The organism is Undibacterium sp. GW821-FHT07F11, from assembly GCF_059418665.1.
This window is the reverse complement of record NZ_JBWKQH010000002.1, coordinates 374086-391257: the sequence shown is the minus strand read 5'-3', so window position 1 is coordinate 391257 and position 17172 is coordinate 374086. Positions and strand designations below refer to the sequence as shown.

12 protein-coding genes and 1 tRNA gene are annotated in these 17172 nt (G+C 50.3%); 8 read left to right on the top strand and 5 right to left on the bottom strand.

All coding sequences use genetic code 11. The features are described 5' to 3' along the window. Positions 1-165: 165 nt before the first annotated feature. Positions 166-241, bottom strand: a tRNA-Asn gene (locus tag AC07OI_RS05510). A gap of 59 nt (positions 242-300) precedes the next feature. Beyond that, entirely contained in the window at positions 301-1515 is a 1215-nt protein-coding gene (locus AC07OI_RS05505) for an amino acid aminotransferase (protein WP_495256524.1), read from the bottom strand. 98 nt (positions 1516-1613) lie between these two features. Between AC07OI_RS05505 and uvrB the strand changes: the two genes are divergently transcribed. Further along, the gene (gene uvrB, locus AC07OI_RS05500; protein ID WP_495256523.1) at positions 1614-3734 is read left to right on the top strand and encodes an excinuclease ABC subunit UvrB; all 2121 of its coding nucleotides are present in this window, start codon (positions 1614-1616) and stop codon (positions 3732-3734) included. Between the two features lie 132 nt (positions 3735-3866). After that, positions 3867-4379 (top strand): hypothetical protein, encoded by a 513-nt coding sequence (locus AC07OI_RS05495; protein ID WP_495256522.1) that lies wholly within the window; start codon positions 3867-3869, stop codon positions 4377-4379. 495 nt (positions 4380-4874) lie between these two features. Here the strand turns inward: AC07OI_RS05495 and AC07OI_RS05490 are convergent, their stop codons facing one another. Then, positions 4875-6188: a GGDEF domain-containing protein gene (locus tag AC07OI_RS05490; protein WP_495256521.1), complete on the bottom strand. Its 1314-nt coding sequence runs from the start codon at positions 6186-6188 to the stop codon at positions 4875-4877. 239 nt (positions 6189-6427) lie between these two features. Between AC07OI_RS05490 and AC07OI_RS05485 the strand changes: the two genes are divergently transcribed. The 4 genes from AC07OI_RS05485 (at position 6428) to AC07OI_RS05470 (ending at position 9009) form a co-directional block, all read left to right on the top strand. Next, the gene (locus AC07OI_RS05485) at positions 6428-7009 is read left to right on the top strand and encodes a DJ-1/PfpI family protein (RefSeq protein WP_492702787.1); all 582 of its coding nucleotides are present in this window, start codon (positions 6428-6430) and stop codon (positions 7007-7009) included. Between the two features lie 82 nt (positions 7010-7091). Further along, positions 7092-7436 carry a ribbon-helix-helix domain-containing protein gene (locus tag AC07OI_RS05480; RefSeq protein ID WP_492702788.1) on the top strand — a complete coding sequence of 115 codons (345 nt, stop codon included), beginning with the start codon at positions 7092-7094 and terminating at the stop codon, positions 7434-7436. Between the two features lie 151 nt (positions 7437-7587). After that, positions 7588-8172, top strand: a complete 585-nt coding sequence (locus AC07OI_RS05475; protein WP_492702789.1) for a TetR/AcrR family transcriptional regulator — start codon at positions 7588-7590, stop codon at positions 8170-8172. 60 nt (positions 8173-8232) lie between these two features. Continuing rightward, positions 8233-9009 carry an SDR family NAD(P)-dependent oxidoreductase gene (locus AC07OI_RS05470; RefSeq protein WP_495256761.1) on the top strand — a complete coding sequence of 259 codons (777 nt, stop codon included), beginning with the start codon at positions 8233-8235 and terminating at the stop codon, positions 9007-9009. A gap of 80 nt (positions 9010-9089) precedes the next feature. On the opposite strand, the gene cphA is transcribed toward AC07OI_RS05470, so the two are convergent. Then, positions 9090-11660 (bottom strand): cyanophycin synthetase, encoded by a 2571-nt coding sequence (gene cphA / locus AC07OI_RS05465; protein ID WP_495256520.1) that lies wholly within the window; start codon positions 11658-11660, stop codon positions 9090-9092. Between the two features lie 176 nt (positions 11661-11836). Then, entirely contained in the window at positions 11837-14014 is a 2178-nt protein-coding gene (locus tag AC07OI_RS05460) for a cyanophycin synthetase (protein WP_495256519.1), read from the bottom strand. Between the two features lie 397 nt (positions 14015-14411). On the opposite strand from AC07OI_RS05460, the gene AC07OI_RS05455 reads away from it, so the two are divergent. Further along, entirely contained in the window at positions 14412-16667 is a 2256-nt protein-coding gene (locus tag AC07OI_RS05455) for a cyanophycin metabolism-associated ABC transporter (protein ID WP_495256518.1), read from the top strand. 6 nt (positions 16668-16673) lie between these two features. Then, a complete protein-coding gene (locus AC07OI_RS05450; protein ID WP_492702793.1) occupies positions 16674-17144 on the top strand; it encodes a cyanophycin metabolism-associated DUF1854 family protein in 471 nt (156 codons plus the stop codon). The last annotated feature ends 28 nt before the right edge of the window (positions 17145-17172 follow it).

The window sequence follows — 17172 nt, the reverse complement described above, 5'->3', positions numbered from 1 at the left end:
CGACCTGGACTCGAACCAGGGACCTGCGGATTAACAGTCCGTCGCTCTACCGACTGAGCTATCAGGGAATAGAAGATTTGATGATCTTCGTTAAACTTTATAAACTATTACTCTATTTCGTTCGTAGTGATTTTTTGTTAAGTTCACTACTTACTTCGAATTCTGTGGCTCCCCGACCTGGACTCGAACCAGGGACCTGCGGATTAACAGTCCGTCGCTCTACCGACTGAGCTATCAGGGAACAGAGACAAAAATTATATTCGCTCACCCCTGATTTGTCAATACGCAAGTCTGATCGAATTACAGAACCTTGGAAATTGCCTCAATAACGTTGTTTATATTCTTGTTATTGAGGGCAGCTACGCAGATGCGCCCTGTATCAACAGCGTAGATGGAATTGTTATCACGCAATTTGCCAACCTGTTCTTTGGTCAGGCCAGAGTACGAAAACATGCCGCGCTGCTGGATCACAAAATCAAAGTCATGGCCTGGAGCCTGTTCCTTGAGTTTGCTGACAAAGGCGGTGCGCATTTCGCGTATGCGTACGCGCATGCCTGCCAGCTCTTCTTCCCACAACTGACGCAGTTCTGGTGTTGCCAGCACGGTTGCTACTACCTGGCCACCGTGGGTAGGTGGGTTGGAGTAGTTGGTGCGGATCACGCGTTTCAGTTGCGACATGATGCGTGCGGCTTCTTCTGCGCTGGAGGCAGCAATGCTCAGTGCGCCGACACGTTCACCATACAGGGAGAAGGATTTGGAGAAAGAATTGGAGACAAACAGGGCGCCACCAGCTTCAGCAAAGCGACGTACTACCTTGCCATCTGCTTCAATACCATCGCCAAAGCCCTGGTAAGCCATGTCGAGGAAAGGGATGAGGTTGCGCTGGGCAACCACGGCAATCACTTCTGTCCATTGGTCATCGGTCAGGTCGGCACCAGTAGGATTGTGGCAGCAGGCGTGCAACAATACGATAGAGCCTTCTGGCATGGATTTCAATGCATCCAGCATGCCTGCGAAATTAACGCCGCGTGTCGCTGCATCATAGTAAGGATACGAGTTGACTTTAAAACCAGCTGATTCAAACAGGGCGCGATGGTTTTCCCAACTTGGGTCGCTGATCCATACTTCAGAATTTGGCGTGAAGCGTTGCAGGAAGTCAGCGCCCAGCTTCAGTGCGCCGGTACCGCCGATAGCCTGGGCAGTAATTGCACGTTTTTCCTTGACTACCGCGCTATCGGCACCAAATACCAGTTCCTGCACTGCTTTATCATAAGCTGCCAGGCCTTCGATAGGCAGGTAAGTACGTGGGGCAAATTTTTCCATCAAAATAGCTTCCGCTTTTTTGACACATTCCAGCAATGGCACCTTGCCATTGTCATCATAATATACGCCTACACCCAGATTGACCTTGGCAGGGTTCTGGTCAGCATTAAAGGCTTCAGTGATGCCCAGGATAGGGTCGCGGGGGGCCATTTCTATGGCAGAAAACAGGGGGGAAGAAGCGTGAGCAGTCATCGTGATAATATTGAAATATTTGTCGTTGCCGACAGTAAAGGTTGGAATGAGGCAGATTGCAAAGTACAGCCACCTATTTTAGCAAAGGTAATCGCATCATGGCCGTAGCACCAGTTAATTCAACAGCTTTGTCAGAACAGCTGGACGAATCAAAATTTATCAGTTTCCCTGATTCACCTTATCAGTTGTATCAAATGTTCCAGCCAGCAGGTGATCAGCCAGCGGCAATTGCACAATTGGTAGAGGGTATCAGTGACGGTTTGTTTTTTCAGACACTGCTGGGAGTGACGGGGTCGGGTAAGACCTATACGATGGCAAATGTGATTGCCAGAACAGGTAGGCCGGCCATCATTTTTGCACCTAATAAAACCCTGGCAGCACAGTTGTACAGTGAGTTCAGGGAATTCTTTCCACGCAATGCGGTGGAGTATTTTGTCAGTTATTACGATTACTATCAACCAGAAGCGTACGTGCCGCAGCGTGACTTGTTCATTGAGAAAGATTCTGCCATCAATGAACATATAGAACAGATGCGCCTGTCGTGTACCAAATCGCTGATGGAAAGACGTGATGTCATCATTGTGGCAACAGTCTCAGCTATCTATGGTATCGGTAACCCGAATGAATACCACAAAATGATCCTGACGCTACGTGCGAAAGACAAGGTCAGCCAGCGTGATGTCATTGCCCGTCTGATACAGATGCAGTACAAGCGTAATGAGGTTGATTTTGGACGCGGTACTTTCCGTGTACGTGGTGACACCATTGATATCTTCCCGGCAGAACATGCCGAAATGGCTGTGCGCGTGGAAATGTTCGATGATGAAATCGAAAACCTGCAATTGTTTGATCCACTGACCGGACGCATCAAGCAAAAAATACCGCGCTTTACTGTCTATCCAAGTTCGCATTATGTGACGCCGCGCGAAACGGTCTTGCGTGCCATTGATACCATCAAGGAAGAATTGCGTGAACGCCTCGACTTCTTCCGCCGCGAAAACAAACTCATCGAAGAACAGCGCATAGAACAGCGTACTCGCTTTGACCTGGAAATGATGGCCGAGATTGGTTTCACCAAGGGTATTGAAAATTACTCGCGTCACCTGAGCGGTGCACAAGCAGGTGAGCCGCCACCGACCCTGGTCGATTACCTGCCAGCAGATGCGCTGATGTTCCTGGACGAATCACATGTACTGACAGGTCAGTTGAATGGCATGTACAACGGCGACAGAGCGCGTAAAACCAACCTGGTTGATTATGGCTTCCGCCTTCCATCAGCGCTGGATAACCGCCCATTGAAGTTTGCTGAATTTGAAAGCAAGCTACGCCAGACCGTATTTGTTTCAGCCACGCCAGGTGATTATGAAGACCAGCATTCTGACCAGACGGTAGAACAACTGGTCAGGCCTACTGGCCTGGTTGACCCGGAAATCGAAGTGCGTCCGGCCCTGACGCAGGTCGATGATTTGATGAACCAGATTATCGAGCGCGTGAAAAAACACGAGCGCGTACTGGTTACTACCCTGACCAAGCGCATGTCAGAACAGTTGACCGAATTCCTCAACGAAAATGGCGTCAAGGTACGTTATCTGCACAGCGATATCGATACAGTAGAGCGGGTAGAAATTATCCGCGATTTGCGTCTCGGTACTTTTGATGTGCTGGTCGGTATCAACCTGCTGCGCGAAGGTCTGGATATTCCTGAAGTGTCATTGGTGGCTATACTTGACGCGGACAAAGAAGGTTTCCTGCGTTCTGAACGCAGCCTCATTCAGACGATAGGCCGCGCTGCGCGTAACCTGAATGGCAAAGCAATTTTGTATGCCGACAAGGTAACCGATTCCATGCGTCGCGCCATGGGTGAAACCGAGCGCCGTCGCAATAAGCAGTTGGCTTTCAATCTGGCCAATAATATTACACCGGTGGGCATACGCAAGCAGATCAAGGACATCATTGATGGCGTCTATAACCCGCAAGAGGCGAGGGAAGAACTGGCAGTAGCGCAAGAGCAGGCGCGCTATGAAGTCATGAGCGAGAAACAGATCAGCCGCGAAATCAAGCGCCTGGAAAAACTCATGCTTGATCATGCGAAGAATCTGGAATTTGAAAAAGCTGCCCAGGTCAGGGATCAGTTAGCGCATGTCAAAGAGCAGTTGTTTGGGGCGGGTGGGCATGATTCTTTGGAATCAGTTGCAGGTACTTTTATCAGTAAGACCTGAATAAGTGAGACGTGATGGAATATCAAACGCCAAACGGAAATTTCCGAGCAGATGTTGCTGTAACTGCACAGACCTTTTTCATGAAATTGTGGTGATGACTGATTTTAATCGTAGTATCAAATAGAGGTATACATGAGTGTTAGTTTTTCAGAGTTTGCGATGTGGCTTTTGTTCCCCATAATTGTTTCGCTGATTTTGTTAATTGCCATGATTGTGCAAGGAAGAGGTGGCAAGGCAATTTTCTGGTTATTGATGATCTCACTTTGCTTGTTTGTAGTCAGTACGAGTGTTCCAGGTGGTATGGGTATTGTTCTGTGCTTGATGTTTGGGCCATGGATAGTTTGTATTGCTATGTTTTTCACCTATTTATCGAAAATAACGAACAAGCAAGATATTGTTATAGAAAGAAAAAGTCATCCCAATGATTACTACACGAGGCGTGTTTTGGATCCATGCCTGTTCTATGGTAATGATGACAGGCAGCTTACTTATGAAGAGTCGTTAAATCACCTGTATTCATTTGATATAAATGCTTGCAATGATTTTTTAAGTTCAATCGGTTACCCGCTTACAAAAAAAAGTGAGTCACTAGATCAGTCTAGACAGCGCTGCGTCGATGCTTATAAAAAAGAGTATATAAAATAACTCGTAAACTGATTTTTGATGTTAATTACCTATGCTGAAACAGCGTGAATTCCGGCCTGTTCATCCGTGGAGAAAACCAGTCTTGCGGATGGACAAGACTGAGTTAAAGCGCCAATTGACCAGGGTATTGATACTTGAGTACAGGAACGCAATGAAGAAACCTTTTTCGCAGTGGGGATGGGAAAAGCCAGTATCAATGCACCAGTTACGCAGGAGGCGTTTTCGTCTCGCGAGACAATATGTTTTGCTATATGAACCTGTAAGCGAGCTTGTTTTTAAAAGATGTCTTCCACGTGGAAATGAGTGGCAAGGGACAGGGAAATTACTCTCATTACCTGTTTTTTCGTGAAAGGTGGATGTGTGGGCTTCATTTCGTAGGTTGGGCTACGTCTCATCAGCCCAACACTTGGCCTCAGCAAACGTGTACGTTATTTAAACGCCGAGTGTTGGGCTGATAAACCGTAGCCCAACCTACATGTAGCGCTATGAACTGTATTATTTACCGCTGACACAAATCTGATTCCGCCCACCTTGCTTGGCCAGATACAGCATCGCATCTGCCTGCAAAAACATGGCATTCTCGGTATTCCAGGTCGGGAAGTCAGCGACACCGCCGCTGAAGCTGAAGTTTTTATTTTCGCCTGGCTTGACTTCAAAGACGATTTTGCCAAAGGCTTCGCGCATGGCGTCGAGTTTTTGTTTGCCTTGTGCTGGTGTGCAGTCCCAGAAAAGCACGACAAATTCTTCACCACCAAAACGGCTCAGCAAATCCTGCTCTCCCAACTGTGCAGACAAGACCAACGATAAACGCTTGATGACGATGTCGCCAAAATAATGACCCCAGGTGTCATTGATGATTTTGAATTTGTCGATATCGATGATGCCGTAGGCCAGTGGCTTGTTTTCCCTATTGGCGCGGCGTATCCATTCCTGGGCTTTCTTTTGCAAACCGACTTTATTGAGCAGGCCAGTGGCGCGGTCGCGGCTGATCAAGTCTTTGCTGGCGCGGATTTTATTGACACGGTTCAGTAACTGGCGTGTCAGCACATCGGCGTCACTGGGGATCAGTATTTCGTCGAAGCCACTATACAGTGCACGCCTGGCCATTTCCGGGTCGGGGCGGCTTTGCAGCAGGATGATTTCACGGCTGGGGTCAAATTCTATATTTTTTTTCAAAACCCGCACCAGGGCTTCAGTCTGTAAATATTGTGCTTCATCAATGAGGACGATATCTGGCTGGGTTTCCTTGACGCGCAAGTGTAATGAACGGGGATCAGGATTGTGCAATAAATCTATATGATTTTCTGCCATCAATGCGGTATCCAGTGAGGACAACTCGCCACAATGGATGATGGTATTGGTTTCACCGCGCTTTTGGCGGGCGAAGATATTGAACAGCTTGTCGACCAGCACTTCATTGGTGATGGGCTTTTCCGCGTAAGCCATGCAATTGCTGTCGACCAGTTTTTGTTGCAGTAAAAAGCGCTCGCCCTGGCGCACGGTTTGCAGATAGATATAACTTTGATCATCTGGCAGACGCTGCAGCAAATCGCTGAGGAACATGGTCTGGCGACGGGTGTGCTGCATGTCTTCCTGCATGTTGTGCAGCACATCGAGGTCAATCACGAACAGGTCATGGCCTTCGGAGGATTGGACTGCCTTTACAAAACCGCTCATCTGGTCAAAAAACAGGATGTCGAAGTCGTACTTGTGGGCACCGATCAATAACTCTTCTTTGTTATCGATGATGAAGAAAGTCTGCGCAAGCAGCAATACCCGATTTTTGTACAGCGGTCCTGCTTCTGCCATGTTGTCTCCAGGCTATAAACGATTCTCACCCCGTGTTATCTAATTCCAGAGCATGATTTGATTTTATACGAGTTCTTGTTACTGTTTGATTAATAAGTCACAAAATATTGATAAGAATGCGCAAAACATAGTTAATTTCTGTGCGGCAATTTCTGGTGAATGTAGTAACCAGTCATTACCTGTGATCATGAGATTTGTTTAACAATGGGGCTCCTTCAAACCAAGATTCAGGAGACATCATGGCAGCCAAAAAAATCCTTATGCTGGTCGGTGATTTTGTAGAAGACTATGAGGCCATGGTGCCTTTTCAAAGCCTGCTGGCAGTAGGGCATGCAGTGCACGCAGTGTGCCCGGACAAAAAGCCTGGTGACTATGTTGCCACTGCCATCCACGACTTTGAAGGCCAGCAGACATATACAGAAAAGCCTGGCCACCGTTTCAGCATCACCCACGATTTTGCCAGTATCAAGGCACAAGATTATGATGCCTTGCTGATACCTGGCGGCAGGGCACCTGAATACCTGCGTCTCAATCCACAAGTGATTGCTATCGTTCAACACTTTGCGCAAGCAAATAAACCGATAGCAGCAGTTTGTCATGGGGCACAGATTTTGGCAGCCGCCAAAGTGCTCGAAGGTATCAAGTGCTCGGCTTATCCTGCTTGCCAGCCAGAAGTAGAGGCAGCAGGCGGCCATTATGCAAATATCGCTGTGACCGATGCTGTCACGGACAAGAATTTTGTGACTGCACCCGCATGGCCTGCACATCCAGCCTGGATAGGGCAGTTCCTGCAATTGCTGGGTACCGAAATCAGGTTGTAAGCATTGATGGCTAAGCTTGCAAATCAGGCAAGTGCCGTATAATCGTCAGGAAATTACTTCTTGACGATATGCGGGAGGAAATATGTGTGAAATTTTTGTGAAAGCCGACCCTGGCTTGTATGAATCCAGGTCACGTTCCCTGCGTTTGCATGGTGTGGTGACTTCCATCCGGCTGGAAAAGATATTCTGGTCGGTACTGGAAGAGATCGCCGTGCGTGATGGCATGAATACCAATCAACTCATCACCAAGCTTTATGATGAGTTGATTGCCTATCGCGGCCATATCGACAATTTCTCATCCTTCCTGCGGGTTTGCTGTTTGCGCTACACCTCGCTGATGCTGGATGGCGAAATCACGACTGACAAACATTTACCACTTGCTGGCTTGCATAATGCCAAAACGGAACCTAAGGGTTTTCTGATTTGATTTCCCTATCCATGTCTGTGCGTGACGGCTATTTGCATGAACATGTCAAAAAGCTGCTTGACACAACAATTCGCTGTCTTTATGATGCCTACCAACTAGAAGGTAAATTATACAGGGCTGTAATTGACGCCTTATTCTGAACAGGTAGCACATGAAGCATTTTTTAGAAATGTCGCCAATGGCTGAGCGCATCCTTGATGCTGCCCAGGGCTTGATACAGCAACAAGGTTACAACGGTTTTTCCTACGACGATGTGGCCAAGCTGGTTGGTATCAAAAAACCCAGTATTCATCATCATTTCCCCAAGAAAGAGGATCTGGTGGCAGTGCTGGTGCAGCGCTACACGCATAGTTTTCGCGGTGAATTGCTGAACATGGAAGGGCGGTACGCCAGCCCTATAGAAAGGCTGGCTGCTTATGCGGCAGTGTTTGAGCAAACTTTCAATCGTGACAGGCGTCTTTGTGTTTGCGGCATGCTTGGGGCAGAGTCTGGGTCACTCCCTGAATCTGCTGCTGATGAAGTTGCCAGCTTCTTCAAGGTCAATCTGGATTGGCTGACCCGGATGATGGGCGATGCTCAAACTGCAGGGTTGATCAAATCTAACTGTGCCGCTGAGTCTTTGGCGCAAGCTTATTTGAGTGCACTGGAGGGGGCTATGGTACTGGGGCGTGGCATGCGTACCGTGCAAGGGCCGGCAGATATAGCGCAAACTTTTCTTTCCACTGTGTCAGCCTGAGGCTGGCATTTTTTTAAAACCAATACCTACCAATTGGTAGGTAGATAAACGAGGCATATGATGAGCACAGATTTTGAAGGTAAAAAATTACTGGTAATAGGCGGCACTAGCGGTATGGGTCTGGAAACAGCACGCATAGTCTTATCCCGAGGTGGCAAGGTCGTCATCGTTGGTAATCGCAAGGACAAGGCTGAGGCGGCACAGCAGCAGTTGTCAGCGCTGGGTGAGGTCTCCGTATTTACTGCGAACCTGTCCAGGACAGAAGAAGTACAGCAACTCTTGAAAAAAATCGATGAAGCGCACAAGGACATCAATCTTTTACTGAATGCCGCAGGCATATTTGCACCCAAGGCATTTCTTGAGCATAGTGAAAGTGACTACGATCAATATCAGGCTTTGAACAAGGCCTTGTTCTTTATCACCCAAAAGATTGCTGCCAACATGATTGCCAGTGGTAAGCCTGGGTCTATCGTGAATATAGGTTCGATGTGGGCAAAGCAGGCGATTGCGGCTACGCCTTCATCTGCTTATTCCATGGCCAAAGCAGGCATACATTCTCTGACACAGCATCTGGCCATGGAACTCGCTTCCAGCAATATCCGCGTAAATGCAGTATCGCCAGCGGTGGTGGAAACGCCTGTCTATGAAAGCTTCATACCGAAGGCAGATATTCCTGCGGCTTTGCAGGGTTTCAATGGTTTCCACCCTATAGGTCGCATCGGCACGCCACAGGATGTGGCAGAAGCGATTGCTTTCTTGCTGTCAGATAAGGCTTCCTGGGTAACAGGGGCAATCTGGGATGTAGATGGCGGTGTGATGGCGGGGCGTAATACCTGAAGAAATCAGGAATAAAAAATGCCGGTCAGTTCTGTAAATGAACTGGCCGGCATTTTTTGTTTCTTTAGTCTTGTTGGAGCTTAACCCGCTGCAACACGCTTGGCGATATGCGCCAGTGCCTCTTCTACCTGGTCAATCAGGATCAGGCACAGATCACCTGCTTCCAGTCTGTCCATGGCCAGGTCAATCGCAATGAATTCACCATTGATTTCGTCTATGCGCGAGGTTTTTGTTGCCTGTTTCAATCCTTCACGCAAGAGGGCGACAACTTCACCGTCTGCACGGCCACGCTGACATTGATCCTGGTAGAGCACCACGTCATCAAAGGATTCACCGAGGATTTCAGTCTGCTGGCGTATGTCCTGATCACGTCTGTCACCGGCACCGCTGATGACAACAGAGCGGCGCTTGGCTGGCATGGTTTCGACTGCGCGTACCAGCGCCAGTATCGCATCCGGGTTGTGGCCGTAATCAGCAATCAGTGTCGCACCACGGAAGTTGAATACATTGAAACGGCCAGGCGCATTGTCGGCTTCATTGGCAAAAGACTTCAAGCCTGCACGTATGCTGTCCCAATCAATATTAATTGCCCAGGCTGCGGCAACGGATGCCATGACATTTTCTACCTGGAAGCCTATGCTGCCATTACGGGTGATAGGGATATCTGCCAGCGGCACACTATGGCGCGTTTTGCCCTCCGCGGCGATCAGATGGCCGTTTTCTATATATACGACGCGCTTGCCCTGGGCCCTGTGTGTTGCCATGACGGGATGCTGGTGGTCTGCGGCAAAGAAGATGACGGCAGATGGGCAATTGCTGGCCATGGCGGCAACAATAGGGTCAGCCGCATTCAACACCGCATAGCCGTTGTCTGCAACGTTTTGCACGATAACGCGTTTCAATACAGCCAGGTCTTCTACCGTGGTGATGTAATTCAAGCCAAGGTGGTCGCCAGAACCTATGTTGGTGACGACGGCAACCTGGCAACGGTCATAGGCCAGGCCTTCACGCAAGACACCGCCACGTGCTGTTTCAAACACGGCTGCGTCGACATCAGGATGGGACAAGACATTGCGGGCGCTGCGCGGGCCGCTGCAATCACCACTGTCAATCTGACGGCCTGCAACATACACACCATCCGTATTGGTCATGCCTGTACGCAAGCCGCTGGCTGTCAGCAGGTGGGCGATCAGGCGTACTGTCGTGGTTTTGCCATTCGTGCCGGTGACTGCAATAATAGGGATGCGGCCATCGTCATTGTCATCAAACATCGAGGCAATAATCGCTTCACCGACCTGGCGACCTTTGCCAAAAGAAGGGGAGAGATGCATGCGCAAACCTGGCGCAGCATTGACTTCGACGATGCCGCCATTTTGCTGTTCTATCGGTTTCAAGACGCTGTCGCAAACCAGGTCAACGCCACAAATATCGAGGCCTACCATTTGTGCTGCGGCTACTGCGCGGGCGGCGACTTCAGGGTGCACATCATCTGTCACATCGGTCGCTGCGCCACCAGTAGAGAGATTGGCGTTATTACGCAATACCACGCGCTGGCCCTTGGGCGGGATGGAGTCAGCCACAAAACCCTGCTTGGCCAGGCTGGCCAGGGCGATATCGTCAAAACGTATCTTGGTCAGGGACGTGGAGTGACCACTGCCACGGCGCGGGTCTTTATTGACTTGCTCAACCAGTTCACGCACGCTTTGCTTGCCATCGCCCACTACTTGCGGCGGGTCACGGCGGGCAGCAGCGACCAGCTTGTTGCCCACCACCAGCAGGCGGAAGTCATTGCCGGGCAAGAAGCGCTCGACCAGAATGTCATCACGGAATTCGCTGGCAGCATGGAAGCCTGCATCCAGTTGTTCGCGTGTCGTAACGTTGACGGTCACGCCTTTACCCTGATTACCATCCTTGGGTTTGACCACCACAGGCAGGCCGACTTCAAGGGCGGCTTGCCAGGCATCATCGGGGTCGGATACGGAACGTCCCAAAGGTACAGGCACGCCAGCGGCATGCAAAAGTTTCTTGGTCAGTTCCTTATCTTGCGCAATGGCTTCTGCAATGGCGCTGGTGCCATCCATTTCTGCTGCCTGTATCTTGCGCTGGCGGCTACCCCAGCCAAAAGCAACCAGGCTGCCATCCGTCAGGCGGCGGTAAGGGATATTGCGGGCAACGGCGGCATTCACGATGGAGCCAGTAGATGGCCCCAGGCGCACGTCTTCATCAAGATCGCGCAATTGTTCGAGCGCAGCAGGCAGGTCAAAGGCCTGGTCTTTCAGTGCAGCATTGATTATTTTTTCTGCTAGTTCTACTGCCAGGCGACCAACGGCTTCTTCTGAATACTCAATGACGACCTGGAAAATACCCGCTTCCAGGGTTTGCGTGGTGCGGCTGAATGTGACCGGGCAACCGGCTTCTGCCTGCAGGCCCAGGGTCAGCAATTCAAACACATGGGCCATGGGGATGGCATCATCATGGCCCGTCGGCTGCAAAATGCTGAGTTGCGGGAACAGGGCGCGCAAACGGTCTTCAAATCCGTTCAGGCTGGCAATTGACATCTCTTCATTTGTGCAGGCAACAATCGCTTCTACGGCCGTATGGTGGCTCCAGAGATTGGGACCGCGCAGGGCACGGATGCGTGATACTTCCATAAAACTTAATCCTGTTGAAAAGGGCGTCAAACGAGGGTGTACTGATTTTTACAGCCTGAGCATGCAAGCACCAGAAATCACACCATCAGATAAATAGCAAATTCTAAGAGTAAACAATATATCTTGTATTTGTGCGGAAGCCAGATTTGGCATCCGCACTATGATGCTTAATGCAATCAGTAAGGCGCTTTCTTGCTGGAATCAAACGTCCTGAGACCTGCACCGATGAGCTCTGGTGTGATGTTCAGTGCCCATGCCGCAGCAACAGCAGCAAGTACACTTTCCGCCTGGGCGATCTTGGCAGGCTTGAGTGAACTCAGCGGCAATAAAGCAGTTTCAGTTTCGCCATCTGCCAGCACGATATTGTCATCACGCAAAAATACTACACGCTCACCAAGGGCGCGATGATTGACGATGGCTTCGAGAGACGGATCCTTGCCATAAAAAATAACCTTGCCATCGCAGAGCTCAGCCAGGTCTGCCACGGCAGGGTCGGCAGCATTCAATACCGCGACGCCGTCAGGCAAAATGACATCCACCTGGGTACGCAAGACTTTGCGCATCTGGTCCGGGCTGTCTATATAATAAGCGCCCAGGTCGGCATGCCCATCCAGGTCGGTAACGACGCCAACCGCGCATTTGTCATAGGCCAGGCCATCGCTGAGCATGGCTTTGGCATTGGTTTCAAATACGGCAGCTTGCACTGAGCGGTTGATCAGCAGCCTTTGGCCAGCTTCCCAGTTCGCGCAATCACCATCTGTGACCAGGCGCTTGTTCAGGAACAGGCCCTGGGCGCAGGCGACACCGGTTTCCTTGCCGCTGATATTGATCAGGGCACCGATCAGGCGCGCAATCAGGCTGCAGCCCTTGGTACCGGCAACGCCGACGATGCTGATACGGCCACTTTCATCTGGCGCAAACAAATGATTGATGATGGCTTTGCCGACAGGACGGCCTTCGCCATTGGCAGGTTTGATATGGGCCAGCAAGCCTGGACTGGCATTGACTTCAATAATTGCTGCACCTTGTTCTGTCATGGGACGGGAAATGTCTTCGGCCACCAGATCAACACCTGCGATATCCAGGCCAACGATACGTGCAGCCAATGTCGCAGCATAGGCGATATCAGGATGAATTTTATCGGTGACGTCGAGTGCGACGTTACCGTTTGGCTGTATCAATACTTTTTGTCCCGCCAGCGGGATGGAGTTGGCATCCATGCCCTGGCGTTTTAATTCGAGAATGATTTCTGCGCCTGCTGCCGGGTCCAGCGCATTCAGCGGGCAGTCTTCCGTCGTGCCACGGCGTGGGTCGGTATTGATCTGGTCATCAACCAGTTCAGTAATATTCGACTTGCCATTGCCAGTCACCCACAGTGATTCACCTTTGCCGACTGCAACGACCTGGTTGCCGACAACCAGCACGCGATGCTCATCACCTGTCACAAAGCGCTCGACGATGACGCTCTTGCTATCACCCTTGCGGGACGCCAGTTCATAGGCCGCAACCACGTCTTCCTTGCTCATCAGGTTCAGCGAAACACCGCGGCCATGGTTGCCGTCATAAGGTTTGATGACGACGGGCAGGCCGATGTCCTGTGCTTCTTCCCAGGCTTCATCAGCACTACGCACGAGGGAGCCTTCAGGGACAGCTACGCCGCAAGATTGCAGCAGAGTCTTGGTCAGGTCCTTGTCGCTGGCGATACTTTCAGCAATGGCGCTGGTACGGTCAGTTTCTGCTGTCCAGATGCGGCGTTGGGCAGCACCATGGCCCAGTTGCACCAGATTGCCATCTGTCAGACGTATTGATGGAATGCGGCGTTCTGTCGCTGCATCAACGATGCTGGCCGTACTTGGGCCCAGGCAGCGGTCATCCACCAGTTCACGCAATTCTGTGACCTTGGTTTGCAGGTCAAAAGGCTGGTCTTCAATCGCTGCCATCAGCAAGTCACGGCCAATTTGCAGCGCTGCGCGGCCTACCTGTTCTTCACGGGTACGGAAAGCCATTTTATAGACGCCGACCGCATTGGTAGAGCGGGTCTGGCCAAATCCGGTACGCATGCCAGCCAGGTTTTGCAATTCAAGTACAACATGTTCAAGTATGTGACCAGACCAGGTGCCTTCACGCAGGCGCTCCAGAAATCCGCCACGCTCACCGACACCGCAACGGTGCTCTATGATGCCGGGCAACCAGGTCGTCAGGCGTTCATACAGGCCGGGGATTTTATTCGATGGAAATTCTTCCAGCGCACCAATATCCAGCACTGCTTCAATGACAGGGCGGTAAGTCCAGATATTCGGGCCACGCAAGTGCGTTGCGCTGAGAATGCGGATGTCTTTCTTGTTTGTTGTCATGTATATAAACTTTTATAAGCCGGGTTTATGCAGACCAGGTCTTGTCATTTTAGAGCGTTTCTTCGTTTTCCCTGAATGAGCCACATCTTTAGCTGCTTGAACTAATCCCCGATTTCCCTGGCTTGGGAAAATATTGTCATAGCTACAATGGCACCATGTATATCACATTGAAAGCGGCTGTGAAAGGCACGCTTGCTGATATACTTGCGCGCCAGCGCAAAAGCAGTTCATCCTCTTGATCAGAGTTATCTGATTATTTTTCTTCCGATAGAATACCGTAAATTGCTGCTTCCGTGACATGGCTTATGCCGGAAACGGAAATCAAGTGATCTCTTTTACTAAAATTTATGTCCTGATTTTGTTCGGGACCAGCTCTTGAGCCGGAGTTCGTTTCACGATGACCACAACACAATTCAACCCCGAACAGTCTGTTATATCACTTCCAGTATCCTGGCAGTCTGACCTCAATAGTCAGATCGCCAATGGCGAGAACGTTTTAACTGCCCTGGAGGTTGACCTCGACAGCAAACTTCGCTTCCGCAAGGGCTTGCTGGTGGTGACAGACCAGCGCCTGCTGACCAAATCACCCAGCGAAACTGACTGGAAAGAATGGCGTTTCAGGAATGGTTTGCAATTAAGTCATCATGATCATGCCGGTGTCGGCCATCTGGAACTGGTGGATGAGCAAGGCTTGCAGGCCAGTTGGCGCTTTACCCTGGGTCAGAATTTGCATGCAATACGCCTGCTGGATCACTTCAAAGAGCAATTGCTAAGCCATGTCACAGGCATGCCGGTAGTACGTGCCGAACAAAATATTTGTCCTAGTTGTAAAGCCGTGCTGGAACCAGATCAGGAAGAATGCCCGGTTTGTACCAAGGTTACCTATACACCTCCATCGACATGGACACTGCTGCGTCTGTGGCGATTTGCCCACCCATACCGCTTGCAACTGTTCATCGGTTTCTCACTGATGTTGCTGGGCACGGCAGCGCACATGATCCCGCGTTACCTGACCAAGCCGTTGACGGATGAGGTGCTGATTCCCTATCAAAACGGTGCGCATGTTGATCCCAGGCTGGTGGTGTTTTATATCGGTGGTTTGCTTGGTTCTGCGGTAATTGCATGGCTGCTGAGTTGGGGCAAGACTTATATCCTGGCGCTGGTGTCAGAGCGCATAGGCGCGGATTTGCGTACTGCTACCTATGAACATCTGCTGAAATTGTCGCTGGAATATTTTGGTGGTAAACGCACTGGCGATCTGATGTCGCGCATAGGTAGTGAAAGTGATCGCATTTGCGTTTATCTGTCCCTGCACCTGCTGGATTTTGCGACTGACGTGCTGATGTTCATCATGACGGCTGGTTTTCTGTTGCAAATCAATACCAAGCTGGCTCTGGTAACCTTGCTGCCGCTGCCATTCATTGCCTGGATGATCCATTTGGTGCGCGACAAATTGCGCACCGGTTTTGAAAAGATAGACAGGGTATGGGGCGAGGTAACCAATGTCCTGGCCGACACTATTCCAGGTATTCGTGTGGTCAAAGCCTTTGCCCAGGAAAAGCGCGAAGCAGGGCGCTTCCGTGAGGCGAACAAGCATAATCTGGCTGTCAACGACAAGCTCAACAAGGTCTGGTCGCTGTTTTCACCTACCGTGTCATTCCTGACAGATCTTGGCATTCTGGTGGTCTGGGGTTTTGGTATCTGGCAGATTTCAAAAGGCGATATTACTGTCGGTTCGCTGGTGGCTGCCGTGGCTTTCATCAGTAACTTTTATGGCCGTATTGATTCCATGAGCCGTATCGTTTCTGTGACACAGAAATCTGCCTCGGCTGCCAAGCGTATTTTCGATATCCTTGACCATGTATCGAGCGTGCCTGATCCGCAAAATCCTGTGAAAGTAAAAGAAGTCAAAGGCCAGATAGAATTGCGCGAAGTAGGCTTCCGTTATGGTAACCGTGCGGTCAACCGTGGTATCAACCTGAACATCAAACCAGGTGAAATGATAGGTCTGGTTGGGCATAGTGGTTCAGGTAAGAGTACGCTGGTGAACCTGATTTGCCGTTTCTATGATGTTTCGGAAGGTGCGATTTTGCTGGACGGTGTTGATATACGCTCATTTGCGGTGTCGGATTACCGCCAAAATATCGGCCTGGTCCTGCAAGAGCCTTTCCTTTTCTTTGGCACCATCGCCGAGAATATTGCCTATGGCAAGCCAGACGCCACGCGTGATGAAATCATTGCGGCGGCGCGTGCTGCCCATGCCCATGAATTTATCTTGCGCTTGCCACAAGGCTATGACTCCATGGTCGGCGAACGTGGCCAGGGCTTGTCTGGCGGTGAGCGTCAGCGTATCTCGATTGCCCGTGCTCTGCTGATCGATCCACGTATTTTGATCATGGATGAAGCGACTTCTTCGGTCGATTCGCAAACAGAAAAAGAAATCCAGAAAGCCCTTGATAACCTGGTGCAAGGCCGTACCACGATAGCGATTGCGCATAGATTGTCGACACTGCACAAGGCCGACCGTCTGGTTGTGCTCGACAGAGGCCAGGTAGTCGAAGTGGGCAGCCATGATGAATTGATGGCCAAAGAAGGTGCTTACTATAATCTGTATCAGGCGCAAGCCCGTAATGCAGAACTGGTTGAGGAGTAAAAGAAGATGACAACAACAAAATTTACCCTGACCCGCAATGCCTTTGGCAAACTGATACTCAATAATGAGGCTGGCGAAGTGTTTGAAGGCGTCAGCCCTGTGCGTGCATTTCCTATTCAGTCACCATTGGTAGGCATCTCTCTCGTCATGACAGACGGCCGTGAAGTCGCATGGATAGATCAGCTCGGTGATCTGGCAGCAGATGCGCGTGAGCTGGTCATGGAAGAGCTGGAAGGGCGCGAATTCATGCCTGAAATCAGCCGTATCATCAGCGTCACCAGCTTTGCCCTGCCATGTACCTGGAAAGTAGCGACTGACCGTGGCGAGACTGATTTTGTTCTCAAGGGTGACGAGGATATACGCCGCATTGGCAAGACTTCTTTATTGATTACTGATAATCACGGCATACAATTTTTGATACGTGATATGTATGAAATAGACAAGCACAGCCGCAAGATACTCGACCGCTTCCTGTAAGCGGACTTGCACAAAACCGCCCCAGCTG

Coding starts and splice junctions, on each gene's coding strand:
- AC07OI_RS05505 (WP_495256524.1), bottom strand. CDS start 1,515: ATGACTGCTCACGCTTCTTCCCCCCTGTTTTCTGCCATAGAAATGGCC.
- uvrB (WP_495256523.1), top strand. CDS start 1,614: ATGGCCGTAGCACCAGTTAATTCAACAGCTTTGTCAGAACAGCTGGAC.
- AC07OI_RS05495 (WP_495256522.1), top strand. CDS start 3,867: ATGAGTGTTAGTTTTTCAGAGTTTGCGATGTGGCTTTTGTTCCCCATA.
- AC07OI_RS05490 (WP_495256521.1), bottom strand. CDS start 6,188: ATGGCAGAAGCAGGACCGCTGTACAAAAATCGGGTATTGCTGCTTGCG.
- AC07OI_RS05485 (WP_492702787.1), top strand. CDS start 6,428: ATGGCAGCCAAAAAAATCCTTATGCTGGTCGGTGATTTTGTAGAAGAC.
- AC07OI_RS05480 (WP_492702788.1), top strand. CDS start 7,092: ATGTGTGAAATTTTTGTGAAAGCCGACCCTGGCTTGTATGAATCCAGG.
- AC07OI_RS05475 (WP_492702789.1), top strand. CDS start 7,588: ATGAAGCATTTTTTAGAAATGTCGCCAATGGCTGAGCGCATCCTTGAT.
- AC07OI_RS05470 (WP_495256761.1), top strand. CDS start 8,233: ATGAGCACAGATTTTGAAGGTAAAAAATTACTGGTAATAGGCGGCACT.
- cphA (WP_495256520.1), bottom strand. CDS start 11,660: ATGGAAGTATCACGCATCCGTGCCCTGCGCGGTCCCAATCTCTGGAGC.
- AC07OI_RS05460 (WP_495256519.1), bottom strand. CDS start 14,014: ATGACAACAAACAAGAAAGACATCCGCATTCTCAGCGCAACGCACTTG.
- AC07OI_RS05455 (WP_495256518.1), top strand. CDS start 14,412: ATGACCACAACACAATTCAACCCCGAACAGTCTGTTATATCACTTCCA.
- AC07OI_RS05450 (WP_492702793.1), top strand. CDS start 16,674: ATGACAACAACAAAATTTACCCTGACCCGCAATGCCTTTGGCAAACTG.